Genomic DNA, 19,780 nt, shown 5'->3' with positions numbered 1-19,780 from the left:
GCCGCATGGCAAAACCCGTCGACTTCGCAAAACAATGGTTTGCCACCCGTGGCTGGCGTGCGTTCGCATTCCAGAAAGAAGTGTGGAAGGCCGTCAAAGACGGTCAATCCGGCTTGCTGCATGCCAGTACCGGCGCGGGTAAAACCTACGCGCTGTGGTTCGCCGCCCTAAATCGTTTCGCCATCACGCGCCCGCCCGCTACCGGCAAGCGCAAGGCGCCGGCCGAACCACTGACCGTATTGTGGATCACACCGATGCGCGCCTTGGCCGCCGACACCGCACGCGCGCTTGAGGCGCCGCTGACGGCCTTGCAGATCCCCTGGAGCGTTGGCCTGCGCACGGGCGACACCAGCAGCGGCGAACGCGCCCGCCAGACCCGCCGCCAGCCCACTGCACTGATCACCACCCCGGAAAGCCTGACACTGATGCTTGCGCGCGCCGACAGTGAGGTCAGCCTGGCGCATCTGCGCATGGTGGTGGTGGACGAATGGCATGAACTGATCGGCAATAAGCGCGGTGTGCAACTGCAACTGGCGTTGGCACGGCTGCGACGCTGGCACCCCGACTTGCTGGTCTGGGGCATTTCCGCGACCTTGGGTAATCAGGCCCACGCGCTGGATGTATTGGTCCCACAGGGTGGCGGGGTCAATGTGCAAGGGCAATCGCCCAAACAGTTGCTGGTTGACACACTGCTGCCGCCCATCGCCGAACGCTTTCCCTGGGCCGGCCATATCGGCTTGAAAATGCTCCCGCAAGTGGTGGCCGAAGTAGACGCCAGCAGCAGTTGCCTGGTGTTCACCAATACCCGGGCGCAGTCGGAAATCTGGTACCAGGCGCTGCTGGAGGCCAGGCCGGAATGGGCCGGCCTGATTGCGCTGCATCACGGTTCGCTGTCCCGCGAGACCCGGGACTGGGTGGAACGTGCGCTCAAAGACGGCCAACTCAAGGCGGTGGTGTGCACCTCCAGCCTGGACCTGGGCGTAGATTTCCTGCCGGTGGAGCGGGTGCTGCAGATAGGCTCGGCCAAAGGTGTGGCGCGCCTGATGCAACGCGCCGGCCGCTCGGGGCATGCTCCGGGGCGGCCATCACGGGTGACCCTGGTGCCGACCCACAGCCTGGAGCTGGTGGAAGCCGCCGCCGCAAAGGATGCGATTGCCCAGCGACGCATCGAAGCCCGCGAATCGCCCCACAAACCCTTGGATGTGCTGGTGCAACATCTGGTCAGCATGGCTCTGGGCGGCGGGTTTGTTCCCGATGCGCTGTTGGCGGAGGTCCGCGGGGCCTGGGCCTATCGCGATCTTACTGACGCCGATTGGACCTGGGCCCTGGCCTTTGTGCGCCATGGCGGGCTGTCGCTCACCGCTTATCCGGATTACCGCCGCGTAGAGCCCGACGAACAGGGCATCTGGCGCGTTCCCGATGCGCGACTGGCGCGCCGCCATCGCATGAGCGTGGGCACGATTGTCAGCGATGCGAGTATGCATCTGAAGTACTGGAGCAAAGGCGGTGGCGGCAAAAACCTCGGCAGTGTCGAGGAAGGTTTTATTGCGCGACTCAAGCCGGGTGACGGCTTTCTGTTCGCCGGACGCCTGCTGGAGTTGGTGCGCGTCGAAAACATGACCGCGTACGTGCGCCGCAGCACCGCGAAAAAAGCCGCCGTGCCGCGCTGGAATGGCGGGCGCATGCCGCTTTCCAACGAGCTGGCGCAGGCGGTGATCGAGCGCTTCGACGCGGCGGCGCAGGGTCGCTTCGACGGCCCGGAGATGCAGGCGGTGCAGCCATTGCTGTTGACACAACTGCGTTGGTCCGGCCTGCCGACCCGTGATCACTTGCTGGCGGAGTTTCTCAAGTCGCGCGAAGGCTGGCACCTGTTTCTTTACCCCTTCGCCGGGCGTCAGGTGCATCTGGGGCTGGCGAGTCTGCTGGCGTGGCGCGTCAGCCGGCAGCAACCCGTGACCTTTTCCATTGCGGTCAATGATTATGGGTTGGAATTGCTGAGCGCCACCGAGGTGCACTGGCCCGATGTGTTGACCGAGGCGCTGCTCAGCCCACAGGATTTGCTCACGGACGTGGCAGCCAGCCTCAACGCCGGTGAACTGGCGTTGCGGCGCTTTCGCGAAATCGCACGCATCGCCGGGCTGGTGTTCGCCGGTTACCCCGGCGCGCCGAAAAGCACCCGCCAGGTGCAGGCCTCCAGTGGCCTGTTCTTCGAAGTGTTCAAACAATATGATCCGCACAACCTGCTGTTGACCCAGGCTGGGGAAGAAGTCCTGCGCAACGAACTGGACATTCAGCGCCTGGAAGAGACATTGCTTCGCCTGTCGGCGCTGCAACTGGACCTGCATCTGATCCAGCGGCCCACCCCCCTGGCCTTTCCGCTGCTGGTGGAGCGGATGCGCGAGAGCCTGAGTTCGGAAAAACTCTCGGAGCGCATTGCGCGGATGGTCAAGGACCTGGAAAAAGTCGCGGATAAAGGGAACGCTTGATGGTGTGTTCGGTAACGCTTGAGGGTGAGCAATTGTGGCTGCTGGCGGACAAGGCGATGTACTGGCCGGCGCGCCAATACCTGCTGATCGCCGACGCTCACTTCGGCAAGGCCTCGGCCTACCGCAGCCTCGGGCAACCCGTGCCCCAGGGCACCACCAGCGAAAACCTGCAGCGCCTGGATCGGTTGCTGGTGGCCTTTGCCTGCGCTCGGGTGATCTTCCTCGGAGATTTCCTCCACGGCCCAGGCTCCCACGCCAGCGGCACCCTGGGCGCGCTCAGGGCCTGGCGAACGCGCCACGCTGAGTTGCCGATTACGTTGATTCGCGGCAATCACGATCAACGCGCTGGCGACCCGCCTGCCGACCTGAACATTGAGGTGGTAACGGAGCCACTATTGATAGGGCCATTCGCTCTACAGCACGAACCGCACGCCCACCCCAGCCATCATGTGCTGGCGGGGCATGTCCATCCGGTGTACCGCTTGCGCGGCAAAGGCCGGCAGAGCCTGCGCCTGCCGTGCTTCCAGATTGGCAAACGCGTCAGCCTACTTCCGGCGTTTGGCGCCTTTACCGGCGGTTACGCCGTGGAGCTGGACGATGAGTGCCGAATCTTTGTGATCGGCGATCACGAGGTCTGGCCGGTTCAGCGACGCACAGGCGTGCGTGCTGGGTCAGGCAACAGGTGAAGGAGGCGGCTCATCCGGCAGGGTGGGCTCCCCCGGTTCGGTAGGCTGCGGATAGTCCGGTTCAGGTTGGCCGGGAATGCCGCCCGCATAAGCAGGGTCGGCCATCAAGGACCAAGCCAGAACACCAATCTGATTGGGTTCAAGCCGGGCAAGTTCTGCGCTGATTCGCGGGTTGATCTTCATAGGGCACTCCTCAAGCGTGGCTCGACGCGTTTTACACGCGCCGAGGCAGTACACCTAGATAGAGTCAATTTCCGCAGACTAATTCCCTTTACTCGTAGGAGCTTTCGATCAAGCGCGTGGGAGCGTGACGCCACGCTGGCCCTGATACTTGCCGGCACGGTCCTTATAGGACACTTCGCACGCCTCGTCGGATTGCAGGAACAGCATTTGCGCCACGCCTTCGTTGGCGTAGATTTTCGCCGGCAAGGTGGTGGTGTTGGAGAACTCCAGGGTCACATGGCCTTCCCACTCGGGTTCCAGCGGGGTCACGTTGACGATGATGCCGCAACGGGCGTAGGTGCTTTTACCCAGGCAGATGGTCAATACGTCACGCGGGATACGGAAGAACTCCACGGTGCGGGCCAGGGCGAAGGAGTTTGGCGGGATGATGCAAACATCGCTCTTGACGTCGACGAAGCTTTTTTCGTCGAAGTTCTTCGGATCGACAATCGCCGAGTTGATATTGGTGAACACCTTGAATTCATCGGCGCAACGCACATCGTAGCCATAGCTGGAAACCCCGTACGAAATCACGCGCGCGTCGCCTTCGCCACGGATCTGGCGCTCGACGAACGGTTCGATCATGCCGTGTTCCTGCGCCATGCGGCGAATCCACTTGTCCGATTTGATGCTCATGGCGGTGTCCTGAATGCGAGGTGAAAAAATTCTGTGGGGCATCTTACCGGGGCCGGCTGTGGGGTTCAAAGGGCGCAGGACTTTTAATGACGAATGCACCGGCCTCCATTACCCGCAGCCAACGGGGCCGGGGCTCCTGGCGCGACTTTCGGGGACAATAAATACCACCGCCAGTCACGAAAATAGAGAAACCTTCGGAAATACCATTGGCACGTTCCGGAAAAAGGGTTAAGGTGGCGTCACTGTGTTGCTTGTGTCACTGAGAATCTCTACACGATATGTTGAATTTCGATCCAACCATCTCCAAGAATTTTTCCTGCTCTTTGCACTCAGTCTCGGCCAGGGCTTTTCCTGAGTCGCAGTTAACTTTGTTCAAGGAGTTACACCATGTCTAATCGCCAAACTGGTACCGTTAAGTGGTTCAACGATGAAAAAGGCTTCGGCTTCATCACTCCACAATCCGGTGACGACCTGTTCGTTCACTTCAAAGCTATCCAATCCGACGGCTTCAAAAGCCTGAAAGAAGGCCAACAGGTTTCTTTCATCGCTACCCGCGGTCAGAAAGGCATGCAAGCTGAAGAAGTTCAAGTTATCTAACTTGTACTGACTTAGTCGAAAAGACCCCGCCCTTAAAAGCGGGGTTTTTTTATGCCTGCAATTTGGCATTCATCCCAATCAAATGCCTGACACAAAACAATGTGGGAGGTGGCTTGCCCCCGATGGCGGCACATCAGTCGACAGCTATATCGACTGACCCACCGCTATCGGGGGCAAGCCCCCTCCCACATTCAAGCATTCAAGCGGCGTCGTTTATTGAAACAGCGACTCACTCGACAGGCCATTCTTCTCGAGGATCTCGCGCAAGCGTTTGAGCCCCTCTACCTGAATCTGCCGAACCCGCTCACGGGTCAGGCCGATCTCCAGGCCTACGTCCTCCAGGGTGCTGCTCTCATGGCCGCGCAGGCCGAAGCGGCGAATCACCACCTCGCGCTGCTTATCGGTGAGCTCCGACAACCACTGGTCGATGCTTTGGGACAGATCATCATCCTGCAACAGCTCGCACGGATCTGTCGGGCGATCATCCGTCAGGGTGTCCAGCAGGGTTTTATCCGAATCCGGACCCAGCGAGACATCGACCGAAGATACGCGCTCGTTCAGGCCAAGCATGCGCTTGACCTCCCCTACCGGTTTTTCCAGCAGGTTGGCGATTTCTTCGGGCGAAGGTTCATGATCGAGTTTTTGTGTCAGCTCACGCGCTGCCCGCAGGTACACGTTGAGCTCCTTGACCACATGGATCGGCAACCGGATCGTGCGGGTCTGATTCATGATCGCCCGTTCGATGGTCTGGCGAATCCACCAGGTGGCATAAGTCGAGAAGCGAAAGCCCCGCTCAGGGTCGAACTTCTCCACCGCCCGGATCAAGCCCAGGTTGCCTTCCTCGATCAAGTCCAGCAGCGACAATCCGCGATTGACGTAGCGGCGGGCGATTTTAACCACCAGGCGCAGGTTGCTTTCAATCATGCGTTTGCGCCCAGCCGGATCGCCCTTTTGCGACAGACGCGCAAAATGAACTTCTTCTTCGGGGGTGAGCAGAGGGGAAAAGCCGATTTCATTGAGGTACAACTGGGTCGCGTCGAGCGCCCGTGTGTAATCAATGTACTTGTGTTGCTTTAACGCGGAGGAGTTTTTGGATTTGGTGCGAACTGAGGGTGGTGATGCCCCCTCATTATCTGACATCGGTTCCGTAGCGATACCGGTCTCCATAAGGAGAACCTCATCGTCGATGTCAAACTCCGGCGCTTCTTTACTGAGAGCCATTGTTATAGTCCTTTGGTGAGTTCGACCTCAAGCTCAAGCGACGCCTTTATCCTTGGCAACGCTGGAGCCTGTTCCTTCTACGTGAGGGAACAGGCTGGCAACACATCAACGACGGGGTAGGAATTGCAGTGGGTCTACAGGTTTCCCTTGGCGGCGAATCTCAAAGTGCAGTTTCACCCGGTCTGTACCCGTTGAACCCATTTCGGCAATTGTCTGTCCGACCTTGACCTGCTGCCCCTCCCGAACCAACAACCTGCGGTTATGACCGTAGGCACTGACGTAGGTATCGCTGTGTTTGATGATGACCAGCTCGCCGTAGCCCCGTAGACCACTCCCGGCGTACACCACTGTCCCATCAGACGCAGCCAAAACAGGCTGTCCCAAATCCCCGGCGATATCAATGCCTTTATTCAAACTGCCGTTTGAAGAGAATTTTCCAATTAACACGCCGTTTGAAGGCCATCCCCAACCGGTCGGCGCCGGCCCTGCAGGTGGCAACGGCGCGGGTGCCGGCTTGCTCGCCACCGAAGGTGTGGCGGTACCTGCAGGCCTGGTGATAACCGTGGTTTTGCTCGAAGAAGAAGCCGAAGATCCCGACTTTGTCACAACTGCCGTGGGCGCCGAACCGGCGCGGCCATCGAAGCGAATCGTCTGCCCCGGATGAATCGTATAAGGCACGGGAATGTTGTTACGAGCTGCGAGCGCCTTGTAATCCCAACCATAACGGAAGGCAATCGAGAACAGCGTATCGCCCTTGCGCACGACGTATTGGCCGGTGGTCACCGTCGGCTTCTGCGGTGCCGCATTGGTGCGGTCAACTACCCGCGCACCGCCGGATGGCGTGCTCGAGCAGGCTGCCAGTAAGGAACTCAAGACAAGGCCAAGCACCAGTCGCTGAAAGCTTGTTTTACTCATTCGCTGCGCAGGACCTGTGAGACTCACCCGCCGCTCCCTTTGTGGTGGCTGAACGTTAACGCCTGTATCAGGCTTGAAAGATGACGCAAGTATAACTGGGCATTAGCTTTTTACCGGCACACGAACTGAAACGAAAACTTCATCATGTTTAATTCCGGCGCCTTCCCCCGTTGAATCTATAGACCCCGCCGTAAGACACATGTGCGCCTGTGGAATTCACTGCCTGGAAATAAATGATCAGGCCAGCGGGCCGTTGAGCAGCGGCACGAAGCGCACAGCCCCGAGCACATGCCGGGAAAAGCCATCGTCCTCGCGAATAATGAGCATCAATTGTTGCACTTCGCCGGAGCCCACCGGGATGACCAGCCGGCCGCCAGGCGCCAGTTGATCGAGCAGCGCTTGCGGCACATCGGTGGCCACCGCAGTCACAATGATGCCGTTATAGGGCGCCAATGCCGGCCAGCCTTCCCAGCCATCGCCCCAACGAAACACTACGTTACGCAGGTTCAGCTCCACCAGGCGCTCTTTGGCGCGGTCCTGCAGCACCTTGATGCGCTCGACCGAGAACACCCGTTCGACCAACTGAGACAACACGGCGGTCTGATAGCCGGAGCCGGTGCCGATTTCCAGCACCTTGTCCAACGGCCCGGCGGCCAGCAACAACTCGCTCATGCGGGCGACCATATAGGGCTGGGAGATGGTCTGGTTGTGGCCGATCGGCAACGCCGTGTCTTCGTAGGCGCGGTGCGCCAGGGCTTCGTCGACAAAAAGGTGCCGAGGCGTGCGCCGGATCACTTCCAGGACCTGCGCGTTGGACAAGCCTTCTTCGTACAGACGCTGGATCAAACGCTCGCGCGTGCGCTGGGAAGTCATCCCGATGCCACGGCGCAGCAAGTCGTCTTGTTCACGAGCCATCAGCGCAGTCCCTCCAGCCAGCCATCAAGTCCACTGAAGGCATCACTGAAGGTGCGATCGAATTGCAACGGGGTAATCGATACATAGCCTTGCATCACCGCATGAAAGTCCGTGCCCTCGCCACCATCCTCGGCATCGCCGGCCGCGGCGATCCAATAGCCTTCCTTGCCACGCGGGTCGACCACCTTCAAGGGTGCCGCCGCACGGGCACGGTGCCCCAGCCGCGTCAGCTGGATACCGCGAATATGGTCAAGAGGCAGGTTGGGGATATTGACGTTAAGCACGGTGCGCGGCGGCAGGTCCAGGGACGCGTGCGCTTGCACCAGCTTGCGCGCGTAGTACGCCGCCGTCGCCAGGTTATCCAGTTGCCGTGAGGCGAAGGAAAAGGCGAACCCGATACCGCCGAGAAAGCGCCCTTCAAGGGCGGCCGCCACGGTGCCGGAATACAGCACATCATCGCCCAGGTTCGCGCCCAGGTTGATGCCCGACACCACCAGGTCCGGCGCGTGCTCCAACAAGCTGTTGATCGCCAGGTGTACGCAGTCGGTGGGGGTGCCGTTCACGCTGATAAAGCCATTGGCCAGCACCTTGGGGTGCAACGGACGGTCGAGCGTCAGCGAACTGCTGGCGCCGCTCTTGTCCTGGTCGGGGGCCACCACCACGCATTCGGCGTAATCCGCCAGCGCAGCATGAAGCGCGGCGAGGCCGGGTGCGGTGGCACCGTCATCGTTTGATATCAGAATACGCATGGGTTGTCCGTCGGCCCCACCGGCACTAGATCAACGAGTTCGCGCACCAATACAGTGGCGAAGCATCCAGCCGGCAGGACGAATTCCAATTGCAGAATGTCAGGCTCGGGATAATGCCACGTCAACCCGCCAATGGGCAGTCGCAGAATGCGACGTTCTTGGCTCATTCCCGCATTCACCAGCCAATCACGCAGGTCAGCTTCTGCGGCGGCGACAGATTGTTCCAATTCATAGGTAAGACCTTTCGCCGGAGACTCGCCCTCCCCCCACTGCGGGCCGGTGGGATGCAGGTCGAGGATCGCCAGGCGCGGGTCGCTGCATTCAGCCTCACCGGCCGGGAAAAAGCTGCGGCTGTCGGTGAAGGCCAGCAAGTCGCCGACTTGGGCGCGCTGCCAGGAGCCGTCGGCGACACGCGCCGCCAACACTTTGTTGAACAGCAAGCTACGGGCGGTGGACAGCAACCGCGAACGCACATTGCGCTGTTCCGGCAAGGCCTTGCGAGCCGCCCAGTCACGGGCATCGACGACATTGCCGCCATTATGGCCAAAACGCTGGGCACCGAAATAGTTGGGAATACCGTGCTGGGCAATCTGTTGCAGACGCGCGTCGATGGCGGCGGTATCACCGTTCAACTGGGTCAGGCGCAAGGTAAAGCCATTGGCCGCATGCGCACCGCGCTGCAACTTGCGTTTGTGCCGCGCGGTTTTCAGGATCCTGAGGGTGTCGTTCTCGGCGGCACTCATGTTTGGGTCGGCCTTGCCGGGCAATTGCACGCTGAACCACTGGCGGGTCAATGCCTGGCGATCCTTGAGCCCGGCATAGCTGACGGTGCGCAAAGGCACGCCAGCCGCCTTGGCGATACGCCGCGCCGCTTCCTCGGTATTCAGGCCGCGCTTCTCCACCCACAACCACAGGTGCTCGCCTTCGCCGGTCAGCGGGATATCGAGCACTTCGTCCACCTGGAAATCTTCGGCAGTGGCCTTCAGGACCGCGCTGCCCAACGCTTCGCCATAGGCACGCGGGCCCAGCAACTCAAGTTCGTTCATGCGCGCAGCAACAAGGCGACGGAGTGCACGGCGATGCCCTCTTCACGACCGGTAAACCCGAGCTTTTCGGTGGTGGTGGCTTTCACGTTGACTTGGTCCAATTCTATTTGCAGGTCTGCGGCAATCAAGGCGCGCATCGATTCGATATGCGGGGCCATTTTCGGCGCCTGGGCCACGATGGTGTTATCGACGTTGCCGACCTTCCAGCCTTTGGCGTGGATCAAGCCGACGACATGGCGCAGCAACACACGGCTGTCGGCGCCCTTGAAGGTGGGATCGGTGTCCGGAAAGTGCTTGCCGATATCACCCAATGCCGCTGCGCCGAGCAACGCATCGCTCAAGGCGTGCAAGACAACGTCGCCGTCAGAATGAGCCAGCAGCCCATGGTGGTGCGCGATACGCACGCCGCCCAAGGTGATGAAATCGCCTTCAGCGAAACGGTGCACATCGTAGCCGTGGCCAATACGCATAAAAAAACGCCCCGATTTAATTCAGGGCGTGATTCTACCTACTTTTGCCTCACATTAACCGAGCAAAGCACGACCATGATGGCGCAAATGGTCATCGATGAAGCTGGCGATAAAGAAGTAGCTGTGGTCGTAGCCAGGTTGCAGCCGCAGTTCCAGCGGATGACCGGCCGCCTTGGCGGCTTGCTGCAAGGCCTCGGGCTTGAGCTGCACGGCGAGGAAATCGTCGCGATCGCCCTGGTCCACCAGCAGCGGCAACTGTTCCGACGCTTCGCTGATCAGCACGCAGGCATCCCATTCGCGCCACTTCGAGCGCTCTTCTCCCAGGTAACGGGAGAAGGCTTTCTGGCCCCAGGGGCAGTCCATCGGATTGTTGATCGGCGAAAACGCCGACACGCTCTGGTAACGCCCTGGGTTACGCAGCGCGCAGACCAACGCACCGTGGCCGCCCATCGAGTGGCCGCTGATGCCCCGCTTGTCTGACGCCGGGAAATGCGCCTCCACCAACTCCGGCAATTCCTGCACCACATAGTCATGCATCCGATAATGCCTGGCCCAGGGTTCCTGGGTGGCGTTCAGATAGAACCCGGCGCCCAGACCAAAGTCCCAGGCGCTATCCGGGTCATCCGGCACACCGGGGCCGCGCGGGCTGGTATCCGGCGCCACGATGATCAAGCCCAGCTCGGCGGCCATGCGATGGGCACCGGCCTTTTGCATGAAGTTCTCGTCGGTGCAGGTCAGCCCGGACAGCCAATACAGCACCGGCAGCTTGCCGCCCTGCTCCGCCTGCGGCGGCAGGTAGACGGCGAAGGTCATGTCGCAATCAAGCACAGCGGAATGATGCTTATAGCGTTTATGCCAGCCGCCGAAGCTTTTCTGGCAGGACAGGTTTTCCAGACTCATGGCCGACCTCAGAAATGGATGACGGTACGAATGCTTTTGCCTTCATGCATCAGGTCAAACGCTTTGTTGATGTCTTCCAGGCCCATGGTGTGGGTGATGAAGGTATCCAGCGGGATCTCGCCGGTCTGGGCCATTTCCACGTAGCTTGGCAATTCTGTGCGTCCGCGTACGCCGCCGAATGCAGAACCGCGCCAGACGCGACCGGTCACAAGTTGGAACGGACGGGTGGCGATTTCCTGGCCTGCACCGGCCACGCCAATGATCACCGACTCGCCCCAGCCTTTATGGCAGCACTCCAGGGCCGCACGCATCAGCTGGACATTGCCGATGCACTCGAAGGAAAAGTCCACGCCGCCATCGGTCAAATCGACAATCACGTCCTGGATCGGACGGTCATAGTCTTTCGGGTTGATGCAGTCGGTAGCGCCCAGTTGCTTGGCGATTTCGAACTTGGCCGGGTTGATGTCGATGGCGATGATGCGACCGGCCTTGGCTTTCACTGCGCCAATCACCGCCGACAGACCGATACCGCCCAGACCGAAGATGGCCACGGTGTCACCCGGCTTGACCTTGGCGGTGTTGATCACCGCGCCGATACCGGTGGTAACGCCACAGCCCAGCAGGCAGACCTTTTCCAGCGGCGCTTCTTTAGGAATCTTGGCGACGGAGATTTCCGGCAGCACGGTGTACTCGGAGAAGGTCGAGGTACCCATGTAGTGGAAAATCGGCTGGCCCTTGTAGGAGAAACGCGTAGTGCCGTCAGGCATCAAGCCTTTGCCCTGGGTGGAACGGATGGCCTGGCACAGGTTGGTCTTGCCGGACAGGCAGAATTTGCATTGACCGCATTCCGGGGTGTACAGCGGGATCACATGGTCGCCGACGGCCACCGAGGTTACGCCTTCGCCAATGGCCTCGACCACGGCACCGCCTTCATGACCAAGGATCGACGGGAAGATCCCTTCCGGGTCTGCCCCCGACAGCGTGTAGGCGTCGGTATGGCACACGCCGGACGCGACCACGCGCAACAGCACTTCGCCCGCCTTGGGCATGGCGACATCGACTTCCACAATCTCAAGGGGTTTCTTGGCTTCGAAGGCTACGGCGGCGCGGGACTTGATCATCCGGGGTTCTCCATGGAGTAAAAGTTGATTGGCTCAGTGTAAAACATGGCTGATTGATTAATAATCCAGGCAAAAGCAAAACATTATTGCTGTATGGGGACAATGTTCATGCTGGAGAATCGTTGGGAGGGCATCGATGAGTTTGTCGCCGTGGCCGAGTGCAGCCAATTCACGGCTGCGGCCGAGCGTCTGGGGGTCTCGTCGTCCCATATCAGCCGCCAGGTGGCGCGCCTGGAAGAACGCCTGCAAACCCGCCTGTTGTATCGCAGTACACGCAAGGTGACGCTGACCGAAGCGGGCCAGACGTTCCTGCAACATTGCCAGCGCTTGCAGGACGGGCGCGAAGAAGCGTTACGTGCGGTGGGCGACCTGACCAGCGAACCCAAGGGCATGTTGCGCATGACCTGCGCGGTGGCCTATGGCGAACGCTTTATCGTGCCGCTGGTAACAGCGTTCATGGCGCTCTATCCACAGTTGCGCGTCGATATCGAGCTGAGCAACCGCCCGCTGGACCTGGTGCACGAAGGCCTCGACCTGGCGATTCGCCTCGGGCGCCTGCAAGACTCACGCATGGTTGCCAGCCGCCTGGCTGCGCGCCGCATGTATTTGTGTGCGTCACCTTCCTACCTGGCCCGGTATGGTCGACCACACAGTTTGTCGGAATTGAGTCGGCACAACTGCCTGATCGGCAGTTCAGACATCTGGCAACTGGCCCAGGACGGCCGCGAATTTTCCCAGCGGGTGCAGGGCAACTGGCGCTGCAACAGTGGGCAGGCGGTGCTGGATGCCGCGCTGCAAGGCATGGGGCTATGCCAGTTGCCGGACTATTACGTGCTGGAGCACTTGCACAGTGGCGCGCTGGTGTCGCTGCTGGAGGCGCATCAGCCGCCGAATACGGCGGTGTGGGCGTTGTATCCGCAGCAGCGGCATTTATCGCCGAAGGTCAGGAAGTTGGTGGATTTCTTGAAGGAGGGGCTGGCTGGGAGGCCGGAGTATGGCCAGACGTTGTAGGAGCGAGGCGGGCGGCTAGCCCTTGCTCGCGAAAAACCTGAGAGCGCCGCGCCTAGCCAGGAAACCCGCGTTATCGTTGGCGATTTTCGCGAGCAAGCTCGCTCCTACAAAGAGCGGTTAGCCCAGCGCAACCGCAGCCATTCCAGGTCTTCCGGCCGCGTCACCTTGATGTTGTCCGAACGCCCTTCGATCAGGCGTGGCGCCTGGCCGGACCACTCCATGGCCGAGGCTTCGTCGGTAATCACCGCATCGGCCACCAGGCTGTCCGCCAAGGCCCGGTGCAAGGCGCCCAGGCGGAACATCTGGGGCGTAAAGGCCTGCCAGATCAGGCTACGATCAACGGTCTCGACGATACGGCCGTGTTTGTCGACGCGCTTGAGGGTGTCACGGGCCGGCACGGCCAGCAGGCCACCCACGGGATCGTCAGCCAGTTCACCCAGTAGCTTGTCGAGATCATCACGGCTCAGGTTGGGCCGCGCTGCATCGTGCACCAACACCCAATCTTCATCACTGGCGCCCAGGGCATTGAGCTGCAGCAGCGCATTGAGCACGGAACCTGAGCGCTCCGATCCGCCATCCGCACGCTGAATACGCGGGTCGGCGGCACATGCCAGGCTGGGCCAGTAGGGATCATCAACTGCAAGACTGACCACCAGCCCTTGCAGCGCAGGGTGGTCAAGGAAACAGCCAAGGCTGTGTTCGAGAATGGTGCGCCCGCCCAGTTGCAGATACTGCTTGGGACGGTCGGCGGCCATACGGGCACCAACACCCGCGGCCGGAATCACGGCCCAGAAGGCCGGTAACTCGGTGTTCATTGGGCCAACTGGTAGAGGGTTTCGCCCTCCTTGACCATGCCCAATTCATGACGCGCCCGCTCTTCAACGGTCTCCGTGCCTTTTTTCAGCTCAAGCACTTCGGCATCAAGCACGCGGTTGCGCTCCAGCAGACGTTCGTTTTCGGCGTGCTGGTCGGCAATTTGCTGGGTCAGCTCTTCCACCTGCGCAAAGCTGCCGTTACCGACCCATAGGCGGTACTGCAGGCCAGCCAGCAACAAGAGCAAGACGAGGAACAACCAATTGGGACTGCGCATCGAAATCCGGGTATCCAGTGAAAAAAGACAGTCATGCAAACCTTTTGCAGCAACTGATAGCACGAAGCCTGGATAAACCAGGCTTGTGCTTGTCAGTCAGCAGATTAGCGCCGAAATGCCCACTGTCGTGAGATTTCCGACGCAATCGGCCGACTTTTTACCATTTACTGCTCAGCCGCGAAACTCGCTGCGACCGTTGTACTTGGCTTTACCCGCCAATTGCTCTTCGATGCGCAGCAATTGGTTGTACTTGGACACGCGGTCGGAACGGCACAGGGAACCGGTCTTGATCTGGCCCGCCGAGGTGCCCACGGCCAGGTCGGCAATGGTCGAATCTTCGGTTTCGCCGGAGCGGTGCGAGATCACGGCGGTGTAGCCCGCAGCCTTGGCCATCTGGATGGCTTCCAGGGTTTCGGTCAGGGTGCCGATCTGGTTGAACTTGATCAGGATCGAGTTGGCGATCTTCTTGTCGATGCCTTCTTTCAGGATCTTGGTGTTGGTCACGAACAGATCGTCGCCCACCAACTGGATTTTTTCGCCGATCTTGTCGGTGAGAATTTTCCAGCCGTCCCAATCGGACTCATCCAGGCCGTCTTCGATCGAGATAATCGGGTAGCGCTGGGTCAGGCCCTTCAGGTATTCGGCAAAGCCTTCGGAATTGAACACCTGGCCTTCGCCGGACAAGTTGTACTTGCCATCTTCATAGAATTCGCTGGCAGCGCAGTCCAGGGCCAGGGTCACGTCGGTGCCCAGTGTGTAGCCGGCGTTGGCCACAGCTTCGGAGATCACTTTGAGTGCATCTTCGTTGGACGCCAGGTTCGGTGCGAAACCACCTTCGTCACCCACTGCAGTGCTCAGGCCACGGGCCTTCAGCACAGCCTTGAGGTGATGGAAAATCTCGGTGCCCATGCGCAGGCCTTCGGAGAAGGACTTGGCGCCAACCGGCTGCACCATGAATTCCTGGATGTCGACGTTGTTATCGGCGTGCTCGCCACCGTTGATGATGTTCATCATCGGCACCGGCATCGAGTACACACCCGGCGTGCCGTTCAAGTTGGCGATGTGCGCGTACAGCGGCAGGTCCTGGTCCTGGGCGGCGGCCTTGGCGGCGGCCAGGGACACGGCGAGGATCGCGTTGGCGCCCAGGCTGCCTTTGTTTTCGGTGCCGTCGAGCTTGATCATCGCGTGGTCCAGGGCTTTCTGGTCCAGCGGGTCCTTGCCCAGCAACAGGTCACGGATCGGGCCGTTGATGTTGGCTACCGCCTTGAGTACACCCTTGCCCAGGTAACGGCTCTTGTCGCCATCACGCAGTTCCAGCGCTTCACGGGAACCTGTGGAAGCACCGGACGGCGCGCAGGCGCTGCCGATGATGCCGTTATCGAGAAGCACGTCGGCTTCGACGGTGGGGTTGCCACGGGAGTCGAGAACTTCACGACCTTTGATGTCGACGATTTTTGCCATTGTTGTAAACACTCCAAAGTTGACGAAAACGACGCAGCTGAAGGAAATCTTTTGACCGACCGCAAGGGTGGAACAACAGGGCAGGCTTGCAGACGACAAGGCTCAGGCCTGGGGCCTGAGCATAAAGCGTGGGAAATTCTACCGGAGAAACGACGCTTACGCGGTCTCTACCGTCGGAAAACTCTTGACCAGTTCGTCCAACTGCTTGAGCTGGGCCAGGAACGGCTCCAGCTTGTCCAGGCGCAGGGCACAGGGGCCGTCGCACTTGGCGTTGTCCGGGTCCGGGTGGGCTTCCAGGAACAGGCCGGCCAGGGACTGGCTGATGCCCGCCTTGGCCAGGTCCAGCACCTGGGCACGGCGACCGCCGGCGGAATCGGCGCGACCACCGGGCATTTGCAACGCGTGTGTCACGTCGAAGAACACCGGGTATTCGAACTGTTTCATGATGCCGAAACCGAGCATGTCCACCACGAGGTTGTTATAGCCGAAGCTCGAACCACGCTCGCACAGGATCAACTGGTCGTTACCCGCTTCCACGCATTTGCTCAGGATATGTTTCATTTCCTGGGGCGCGAGGAACTGGGCTTTCTTGATATTGATCACCGCGCCGGTCTTGGCCATGGCGACCACGAGGTCGGTCTGGCGCGACAGGAAGGCCGGCAACTGGATGATGTCGCACACCTCGGCGACCACGGCAGCCTGCTCGGGCTCGTGGACGTCGGTGATGATCGGCACGCCGAAGGCTTGCTTGATGTCCTGGAAGATCCGCATGCCTTCTTCAAGGCCCGGGCCGCGATAGGAGGTCACGGACGAGCGGTTGGCCTTGTCGAAGCTGGCCTTGAATACATAGGGGATCCCCAACTTCTGGGTAACCCGCACGTACTCTTCACAGACCTGCATCGCCATGTCGCGGCTTTCCAGTACGTTCATGCCGCCGAACAGCACCATGGGCTTGTCGTTGGCAATCTCGATGTCGCCTACGCGAATGATCTTCTGGGCCATCAGGGTTATGCCTTCTTCTGATGTTGCGTCAGTGCCGCTTTGACGAAACCGCTGAACAGCGGGTGACCGTCGCGCGGCGTCGAGGTGAACTCAGGGTGGAACTGGCAGGCCACGAACCACGGGTGATCCGGTGCCTCGACCACTTCAACCAGCTTGCCGTCGCCGGAGCGGCCGGAAATCTTCAGGCCCGCTTCTTTGATCTGCGGCAGCAGGTTGTTATTCACTTCGTAGCGGTGACGGTGACGCTCGACGATCACGTCCTTGCCGTAGCAGTCGTGGACCAGCGAACCGGCTTCCAGCAGGCAGTCCTGTGCGCCAAGGCGCATGGTGCCGCCCAGATCGGAGGCTTCGGTACGGGTTTCGACGGCACCGGTGGCGTCTTCCCACTCGGTGATCAGGCCCACGACCGGGTGGCCGCTGGTGTGATCGAACTCGGTGGAGTTGGCGTCTTTCCAGCCCAGCACGTTACGAGCGAACTCGATGACGGCCACTTGCATGCCCAGGCAGATACCCAGGTAGGGCACCTTGTTCTCGCGAGCGTATTGCACGGCGGTGATCTTGCCTTCCACGCCACGCAGGCCGAAACCGCCGGGGACGAGGATCGCGTCCACGCCTTCGAGCAGCGCGGTGCCCTGGTTCTCGATGTCTTCGGAATCGATGTAGCGCAGGTTGACCTTGGTACGATTGCTGATGCCGGCGTGACTCATCGCTTCGATCAAGGATTTGTACGCGTCGAGCAGTTCCATGTACTTGCCGACCATGGCGATGGTGACTTCATGCTCAGGGTTGAGCTTGGCGTCGACCACGGCTTCCCACTCGGACAGGTCCGCGCCGTTGCACTGCAGGCCGAAACGCTCGACTACAAAATCATCCAGGCCCTGGGAATGCAGGATGCCAGGGATCTTGTAGATGGTGTCGGCGTCTTCCAGGGCGATCACCGCACGTTCTTCAACGTTGGTGAACTGCGCGATCTTGCGACGCGAGGAAATATCGATCGGGTGATCGGAGCGGCAGACCAGCACGTCCGGCTGCAGGCCGATGGAACGCAGTTCCTTGACCGAGTGCTGGGTTGGTTTGGTTTTGGTTTCGCCGGCAGTGGCGATGTACGGCACCAGGGTAAGGTGCATCAGCATCGCGCGCTTGGCGCCGACTTCGAAACGCAACTGGCGAATGGCTTCGAGGAACGGTTGGGATTCGATGTCACCCACGGTGCCACCGATCTCGACCATCGCCACGTCGGCATCGCCTGCGCCCTTGATGATGCGGCGCTTGATTTCGTCGGTGATGTGCGGGATCACCTGGATGGTTGCACCCAGGTAGTCACCACGGCGCTCTTTGCGCAGCACGTGCTCGTAGACACGGCCGGTGGTGAAGTTGTTGTTCTGGGTCATGGTCGTGCGGATGAACCGCTCGTAGTGGCCCAGGTCCAGGTCGGTCTCGGCGCCGTCATGGGTGACGAACACTTCACCGTGCTGGAACGGGCTCATGGTGCCCGGGTCGACGTTGATGTACGGGTCCAGCTTGAGCATGGTGACTTTAAGCCCCCGCGCCTCCAGGATGGCCGCCAATGAAGCGGAGGCAATGCCTTTCCCCAATGAAGAAACAACACCGCCCGTGACGAATATGTAGCGCGTCATGAAAAACCCTAGAAGTCTGCGTTAAAGCGGTACGAGCCGCCGGGGAAAGCGAAGAGAGGCCGAAGCCCCCGATCACCTGCATTAATCACAGTGCACCTTTCAAAAAAACCGCCGCGTTGTGACAGACCAGCAATGGAACACCGGTACGTTGATCGCTACACATTTTTTGGAATCGCCCAGCAAAGACTGCTTGGTAATCGGCAACTGCTGCGATTCAGGCGAATCCACAGAAGTTGTATCAAGAAGGGAGCGTAGTCTACCGGAAAGGCTCTATCAGCTCAAACCTTGATCGCAGGTCTGTGGCAACCAATGCAATTGCCAGTCGTTCGGCGTGCCGGCCCATAGCCCCGCGAGGGTTGGGACAGCCAGCAATCGCTCGCCCCGATACAGCAGCGGCAATCTGCGACGGACAAACCCGGGCATGCCGCACTCATTGAGCAGGCGTTTCAGGTCGCGCCGGCCGCGACCTGGCACTTCGATGACTTCGCCACCCTGGCGGTAGCGGATTTCCAGCGGACCTTCAGGCGCCTCGCCAATCAGTTTCAACTGACCATTGCCGGGTAACTCCAGTGGTTTTTGCGGATCGGGCCAGCTCACCGATGCGTCGGAAAATTCCGACCATGTAGAGGGCAGCCACCAGATGCGCTCGCCGCTGCGGTGCAACTCGCCGTCAGCCAGACGCCATAGGGGCTGCGCATCATTCTTGGCATCGCGCATGGAATGCCAGCCGGCCCAGTGGTCGCTGTCGGGCAGGCGGGTGAGTGGAGCCAGCCAATGGCGCAGTGCATTGCGCTGGCGTGCGTCGGAAAGCTCGCGCAAGGGCGCAAGGGCCAGGGAGCGCAAAGGCAACCAGGGAAACAGCGAGGGATGATCGGCGCGCTGCAGGTCCATGGCGGCCAGCTCATCGAGCAAGCCTTGGGCTTGTTCCAGATGTTCAGCCGTGCGGGCCAGGCTTGACACCACTTGAGGCCAGCGCTGCGCCAGCACCGGGAAGACGCGGTGCCGCAGATAATTACGGGAGAAACGTGGGTCAGCGTTCGAAGGGTCTTCGATCCACTGTAAATGATGTGCCTGGGCGTAGGCCTCCAGCTCGACACGCGTGACGTCCAGCAGCGGGCGCACCAGATGACCTTGCGCCAAAGCGCGATGCGCGGGCATTGCCGCAAGCCCACGCACCCCGGCGCCGCGCAACAGGCGGAACAACAGGGTTTCAGCCTGATCGTCGCGATGCTGGCCGGTGAGCAGCACCTCCCCTGCCCCGGTCACCTCGGCAAAGGCCTGATAGCGTGCATCACGCGCTGCCTGTTCAAGGCTGGCGCCGGGCTGCACCTGTACGCGCATGACCCGCAGGGGCACGCCCAGGCTGTCGCAGACCGATTGGCAATGACCTGACCAGGCGTCAGCGGCAGCTTGCAGGCCATGGTGAACATGCACAGCACGCAGCGGTGGAATGTTTGTCAGAGAAGCCAAGAGATGCAACAGGACGGTGGAATCGAGGCCACCCGAAAATGCGACATGCCAGGCCGGGGCGTTGCGCCAGGGGGCCAGGGTTTGCAGGAGCTTGGCGGATAGGAGTGGCTTCATCAGATAGTAACGCCGCAACCCTTGAATACGT

Annotated in this window: 20 protein-coding genes; 4 read left to right on the top strand and 16 right to left on the bottom strand. The window is 60.6% G+C overall.

Annotation, left to right across the window (positions count from 1 at the left end; all coding sequences use genetic code 11):
* Positions 1-5 precede the first annotated feature (5 nt).
* Both C4J92_RS06605 and pdeM read left to right on the top strand, forming a co-directional pair.
* The gene (locus tag C4J92_RS06605) at positions 6-2,486 is read left to right on the top strand and encodes a ligase-associated DNA damage response DEXH box helicase (RefSeq protein ID WP_124403320.1); all 2,481 of its coding nucleotides are present in this window, start codon (positions 6-8) and stop codon (positions 2,484-2,486) included.
* Entirely contained in the window at positions 2,486-3,172 is a 687-nt protein-coding gene (pdeM, locus tag C4J92_RS06600; protein WP_124403319.1) for a ligase-associated DNA damage response endonuclease PdeM, read from the top strand. Before C4J92_RS06605 ends, pdeM begins: the two co-directional genes overlap by 1 nt.
* Here pdeM and C4J92_RS06595 read toward each other — a convergent pair.
* On the bottom strand, positions 3,158-3,355 hold the full coding sequence (locus C4J92_RS06595) for a hypothetical protein (RefSeq protein WP_057723177.1): 198 nt from the start codon (positions 3,353-3,355) through the stop codon (positions 3,158-3,160). The two genes, pdeM and C4J92_RS06595, sit on opposite strands and share 15 nt — an antisense overlap.
* Before the next feature lie 108 nt (positions 3,356-3,463).
* Positions 3,464-4,030: a dCTP deaminase gene (gene dcd, locus C4J92_RS06590; protein WP_048719838.1), complete on the bottom strand. Its 567-nt coding sequence runs from the start codon at positions 4,028-4,030 to the stop codon at positions 3,464-3,466.
* A 387-nt stretch (positions 4,031-4,417) separates the two neighbouring features.
* Between dcd and C4J92_RS06585 the strand changes: the two genes are divergently transcribed.
* Positions 4,418-4,627 carry a cold-shock protein gene (locus C4J92_RS06585; protein ID WP_002554837.1) on the top strand — a complete coding sequence of 70 codons (210 nt, stop codon included), beginning with the start codon at positions 4,418-4,420 and terminating at the stop codon, positions 4,625-4,627.
* Between the two features lie 213 nt (positions 4,628-4,840).
* Here C4J92_RS06585 and rpoS read toward each other — a convergent pair whose 3' ends face one another.
* From rpoS to C4J92_RS06545, 8 genes are all read right to left on the bottom strand, one after another.
* Positions 4,841-5,848 (bottom strand): RNA polymerase sigma factor RpoS, encoded by a 1,008-nt coding sequence (gene rpoS, locus C4J92_RS06580; protein WP_124361628.1) that lies wholly within the window; start codon positions 5,846-5,848, stop codon positions 4,841-4,843.
* A gap of 105 nt (positions 5,849-5,953) precedes the next feature.
* Positions 5,954-6,790, bottom strand: coding sequence for a peptidoglycan DD-metalloendopeptidase family protein (locus C4J92_RS06575; RefSeq protein ID WP_124403318.1), 837 nt, complete (start codon positions 6,788-6,790; stop codon positions 5,954-5,956).
* Between the two features lie 210 nt (positions 6,791-7,000).
* Entirely contained in the window at positions 7,001-7,636 is a 636-nt protein-coding gene (locus C4J92_RS06570) for a protein-L-isoaspartate(D-aspartate) O-methyltransferase (protein WP_170827533.1), read from the bottom strand.
* A 41-nt stretch (positions 7,637-7,677) separates the two neighbouring features.
* Positions 7,678-8,427: a 5'/3'-nucleotidase SurE gene (surE, locus tag C4J92_RS06565; protein WP_124369892.1), complete on the bottom strand. Its 750-nt coding sequence runs from the start codon at positions 8,425-8,427 to the stop codon at positions 7,678-7,680.
* Complete coding sequence (gene truD / locus C4J92_RS06560) at positions 8,415-9,473, bottom strand: tRNA pseudouridine(13) synthase TruD (protein ID WP_124403317.1); 1,059 nt, start codon at positions 9,471-9,473, stop codon at positions 8,415-8,417. Before truD ends, surE begins: the two co-directional genes overlap by 13 nt.
* The gene (ispF, locus tag C4J92_RS06555; protein ID WP_012722614.1) at positions 9,470-9,943 is read right to left on the bottom strand and encodes a 2-C-methyl-D-erythritol 2,4-cyclodiphosphate synthase; all 474 of its coding nucleotides are present in this window, start codon (positions 9,941-9,943) and stop codon (positions 9,470-9,472) included. The genes truD and ispF overlap by 4 nt, the downstream gene beginning before the upstream one ends.
* 54 nt (positions 9,944-9,997) lie before the next feature.
* Complete coding sequence (fghA, locus tag C4J92_RS06550) at positions 9,998-10,843, bottom strand: S-formylglutathione hydrolase (RefSeq protein ID WP_124403316.1); 846 nt, start codon at positions 10,841-10,843, stop codon at positions 9,998-10,000.
* 8 nt (positions 10,844-10,851) lie between these two features.
* Positions 10,852-11,964 carry an S-(hydroxymethyl)glutathione dehydrogenase/class III alcohol dehydrogenase gene (locus C4J92_RS06545; RefSeq protein ID WP_065880066.1) on the bottom strand — a complete coding sequence of 371 codons (1,113 nt, stop codon included), beginning with the start codon at positions 11,962-11,964 and terminating at the stop codon, positions 10,852-10,854.
* A gap of 108 nt (positions 11,965-12,072) precedes the next feature.
* Between C4J92_RS06545 and C4J92_RS06540 the strand changes: the two genes are divergently transcribed.
* A complete protein-coding gene (locus C4J92_RS06540) occupies positions 12,073-12,975 on the top strand; it encodes a LysR substrate-binding domain-containing protein (RefSeq protein ID WP_124403315.1) in 903 nt (300 codons plus the stop codon).
* A gap of 104 nt (positions 12,976-13,079) precedes the next feature.
* On the opposite strand, the gene ispD is transcribed toward C4J92_RS06540, so the two are convergent.
* From ispD to tilS, 6 genes are all read right to left on the bottom strand, one after another.
* A complete protein-coding gene (gene ispD, locus C4J92_RS06535) occupies positions 13,080-13,790 on the bottom strand; it encodes a 2-C-methyl-D-erythritol 4-phosphate cytidylyltransferase (RefSeq protein WP_124403314.1) in 711 nt (236 codons plus the stop codon).
* Complete coding sequence (ftsB, locus tag C4J92_RS06530) at positions 13,787-14,065, bottom strand: cell division protein FtsB (protein ID WP_057723188.1); 279 nt, start codon at positions 14,063-14,065, stop codon at positions 13,787-13,789. The genes ispD and ftsB overlap by 4 nt, the downstream gene beginning before the upstream one ends.
* 171 nt (positions 14,066-14,236) lie before the next feature.
* Positions 14,237-15,526: a phosphopyruvate hydratase gene (gene eno / locus C4J92_RS06525; RefSeq protein WP_124403313.1), complete on the bottom strand. Its 1,290-nt coding sequence runs from the start codon at positions 15,524-15,526 to the stop codon at positions 14,237-14,239.
* A gap of 156 nt (positions 15,527-15,682) precedes the next feature.
* Positions 15,683-16,528 carry a 3-deoxy-8-phosphooctulonate synthase gene (kdsA, locus tag C4J92_RS06520; protein ID WP_124366122.1) on the bottom strand — a complete coding sequence of 282 codons (846 nt, stop codon included), beginning with the start codon at positions 16,526-16,528 and terminating at the stop codon, positions 15,683-15,685.
* Positions 16,529-16,533: 5 nt separating this feature from the next.
* Positions 16,534-18,165: a CTP synthase gene (locus C4J92_RS06515; protein WP_124361620.1), complete on the bottom strand. Its 1,632-nt coding sequence runs from the start codon at positions 18,163-18,165 to the stop codon at positions 16,534-16,536.
* Positions 18,166-18,438: 273 nt separating this feature from the next.
* Positions 18,439-19,749, bottom strand: coding sequence for a tRNA lysidine(34) synthetase TilS (gene tilS, locus C4J92_RS06510; protein WP_124403312.1), 1,311 nt, complete (start codon positions 19,747-19,749; stop codon positions 18,439-18,441).
* Positions 19,750-19,780: the final 31 nt, after the last annotated feature.

The organism is Pseudomonas sp. R3-18-08, assembly GCF_003852065.1.
Classification (GTDB): domain Bacteria; phylum Pseudomonadota; class Gammaproteobacteria; order Pseudomonadales; family Pseudomonadaceae; genus Aquipseudomonas.
This window is presented reverse-complemented; position numbering and strand designations above follow the sequence as displayed.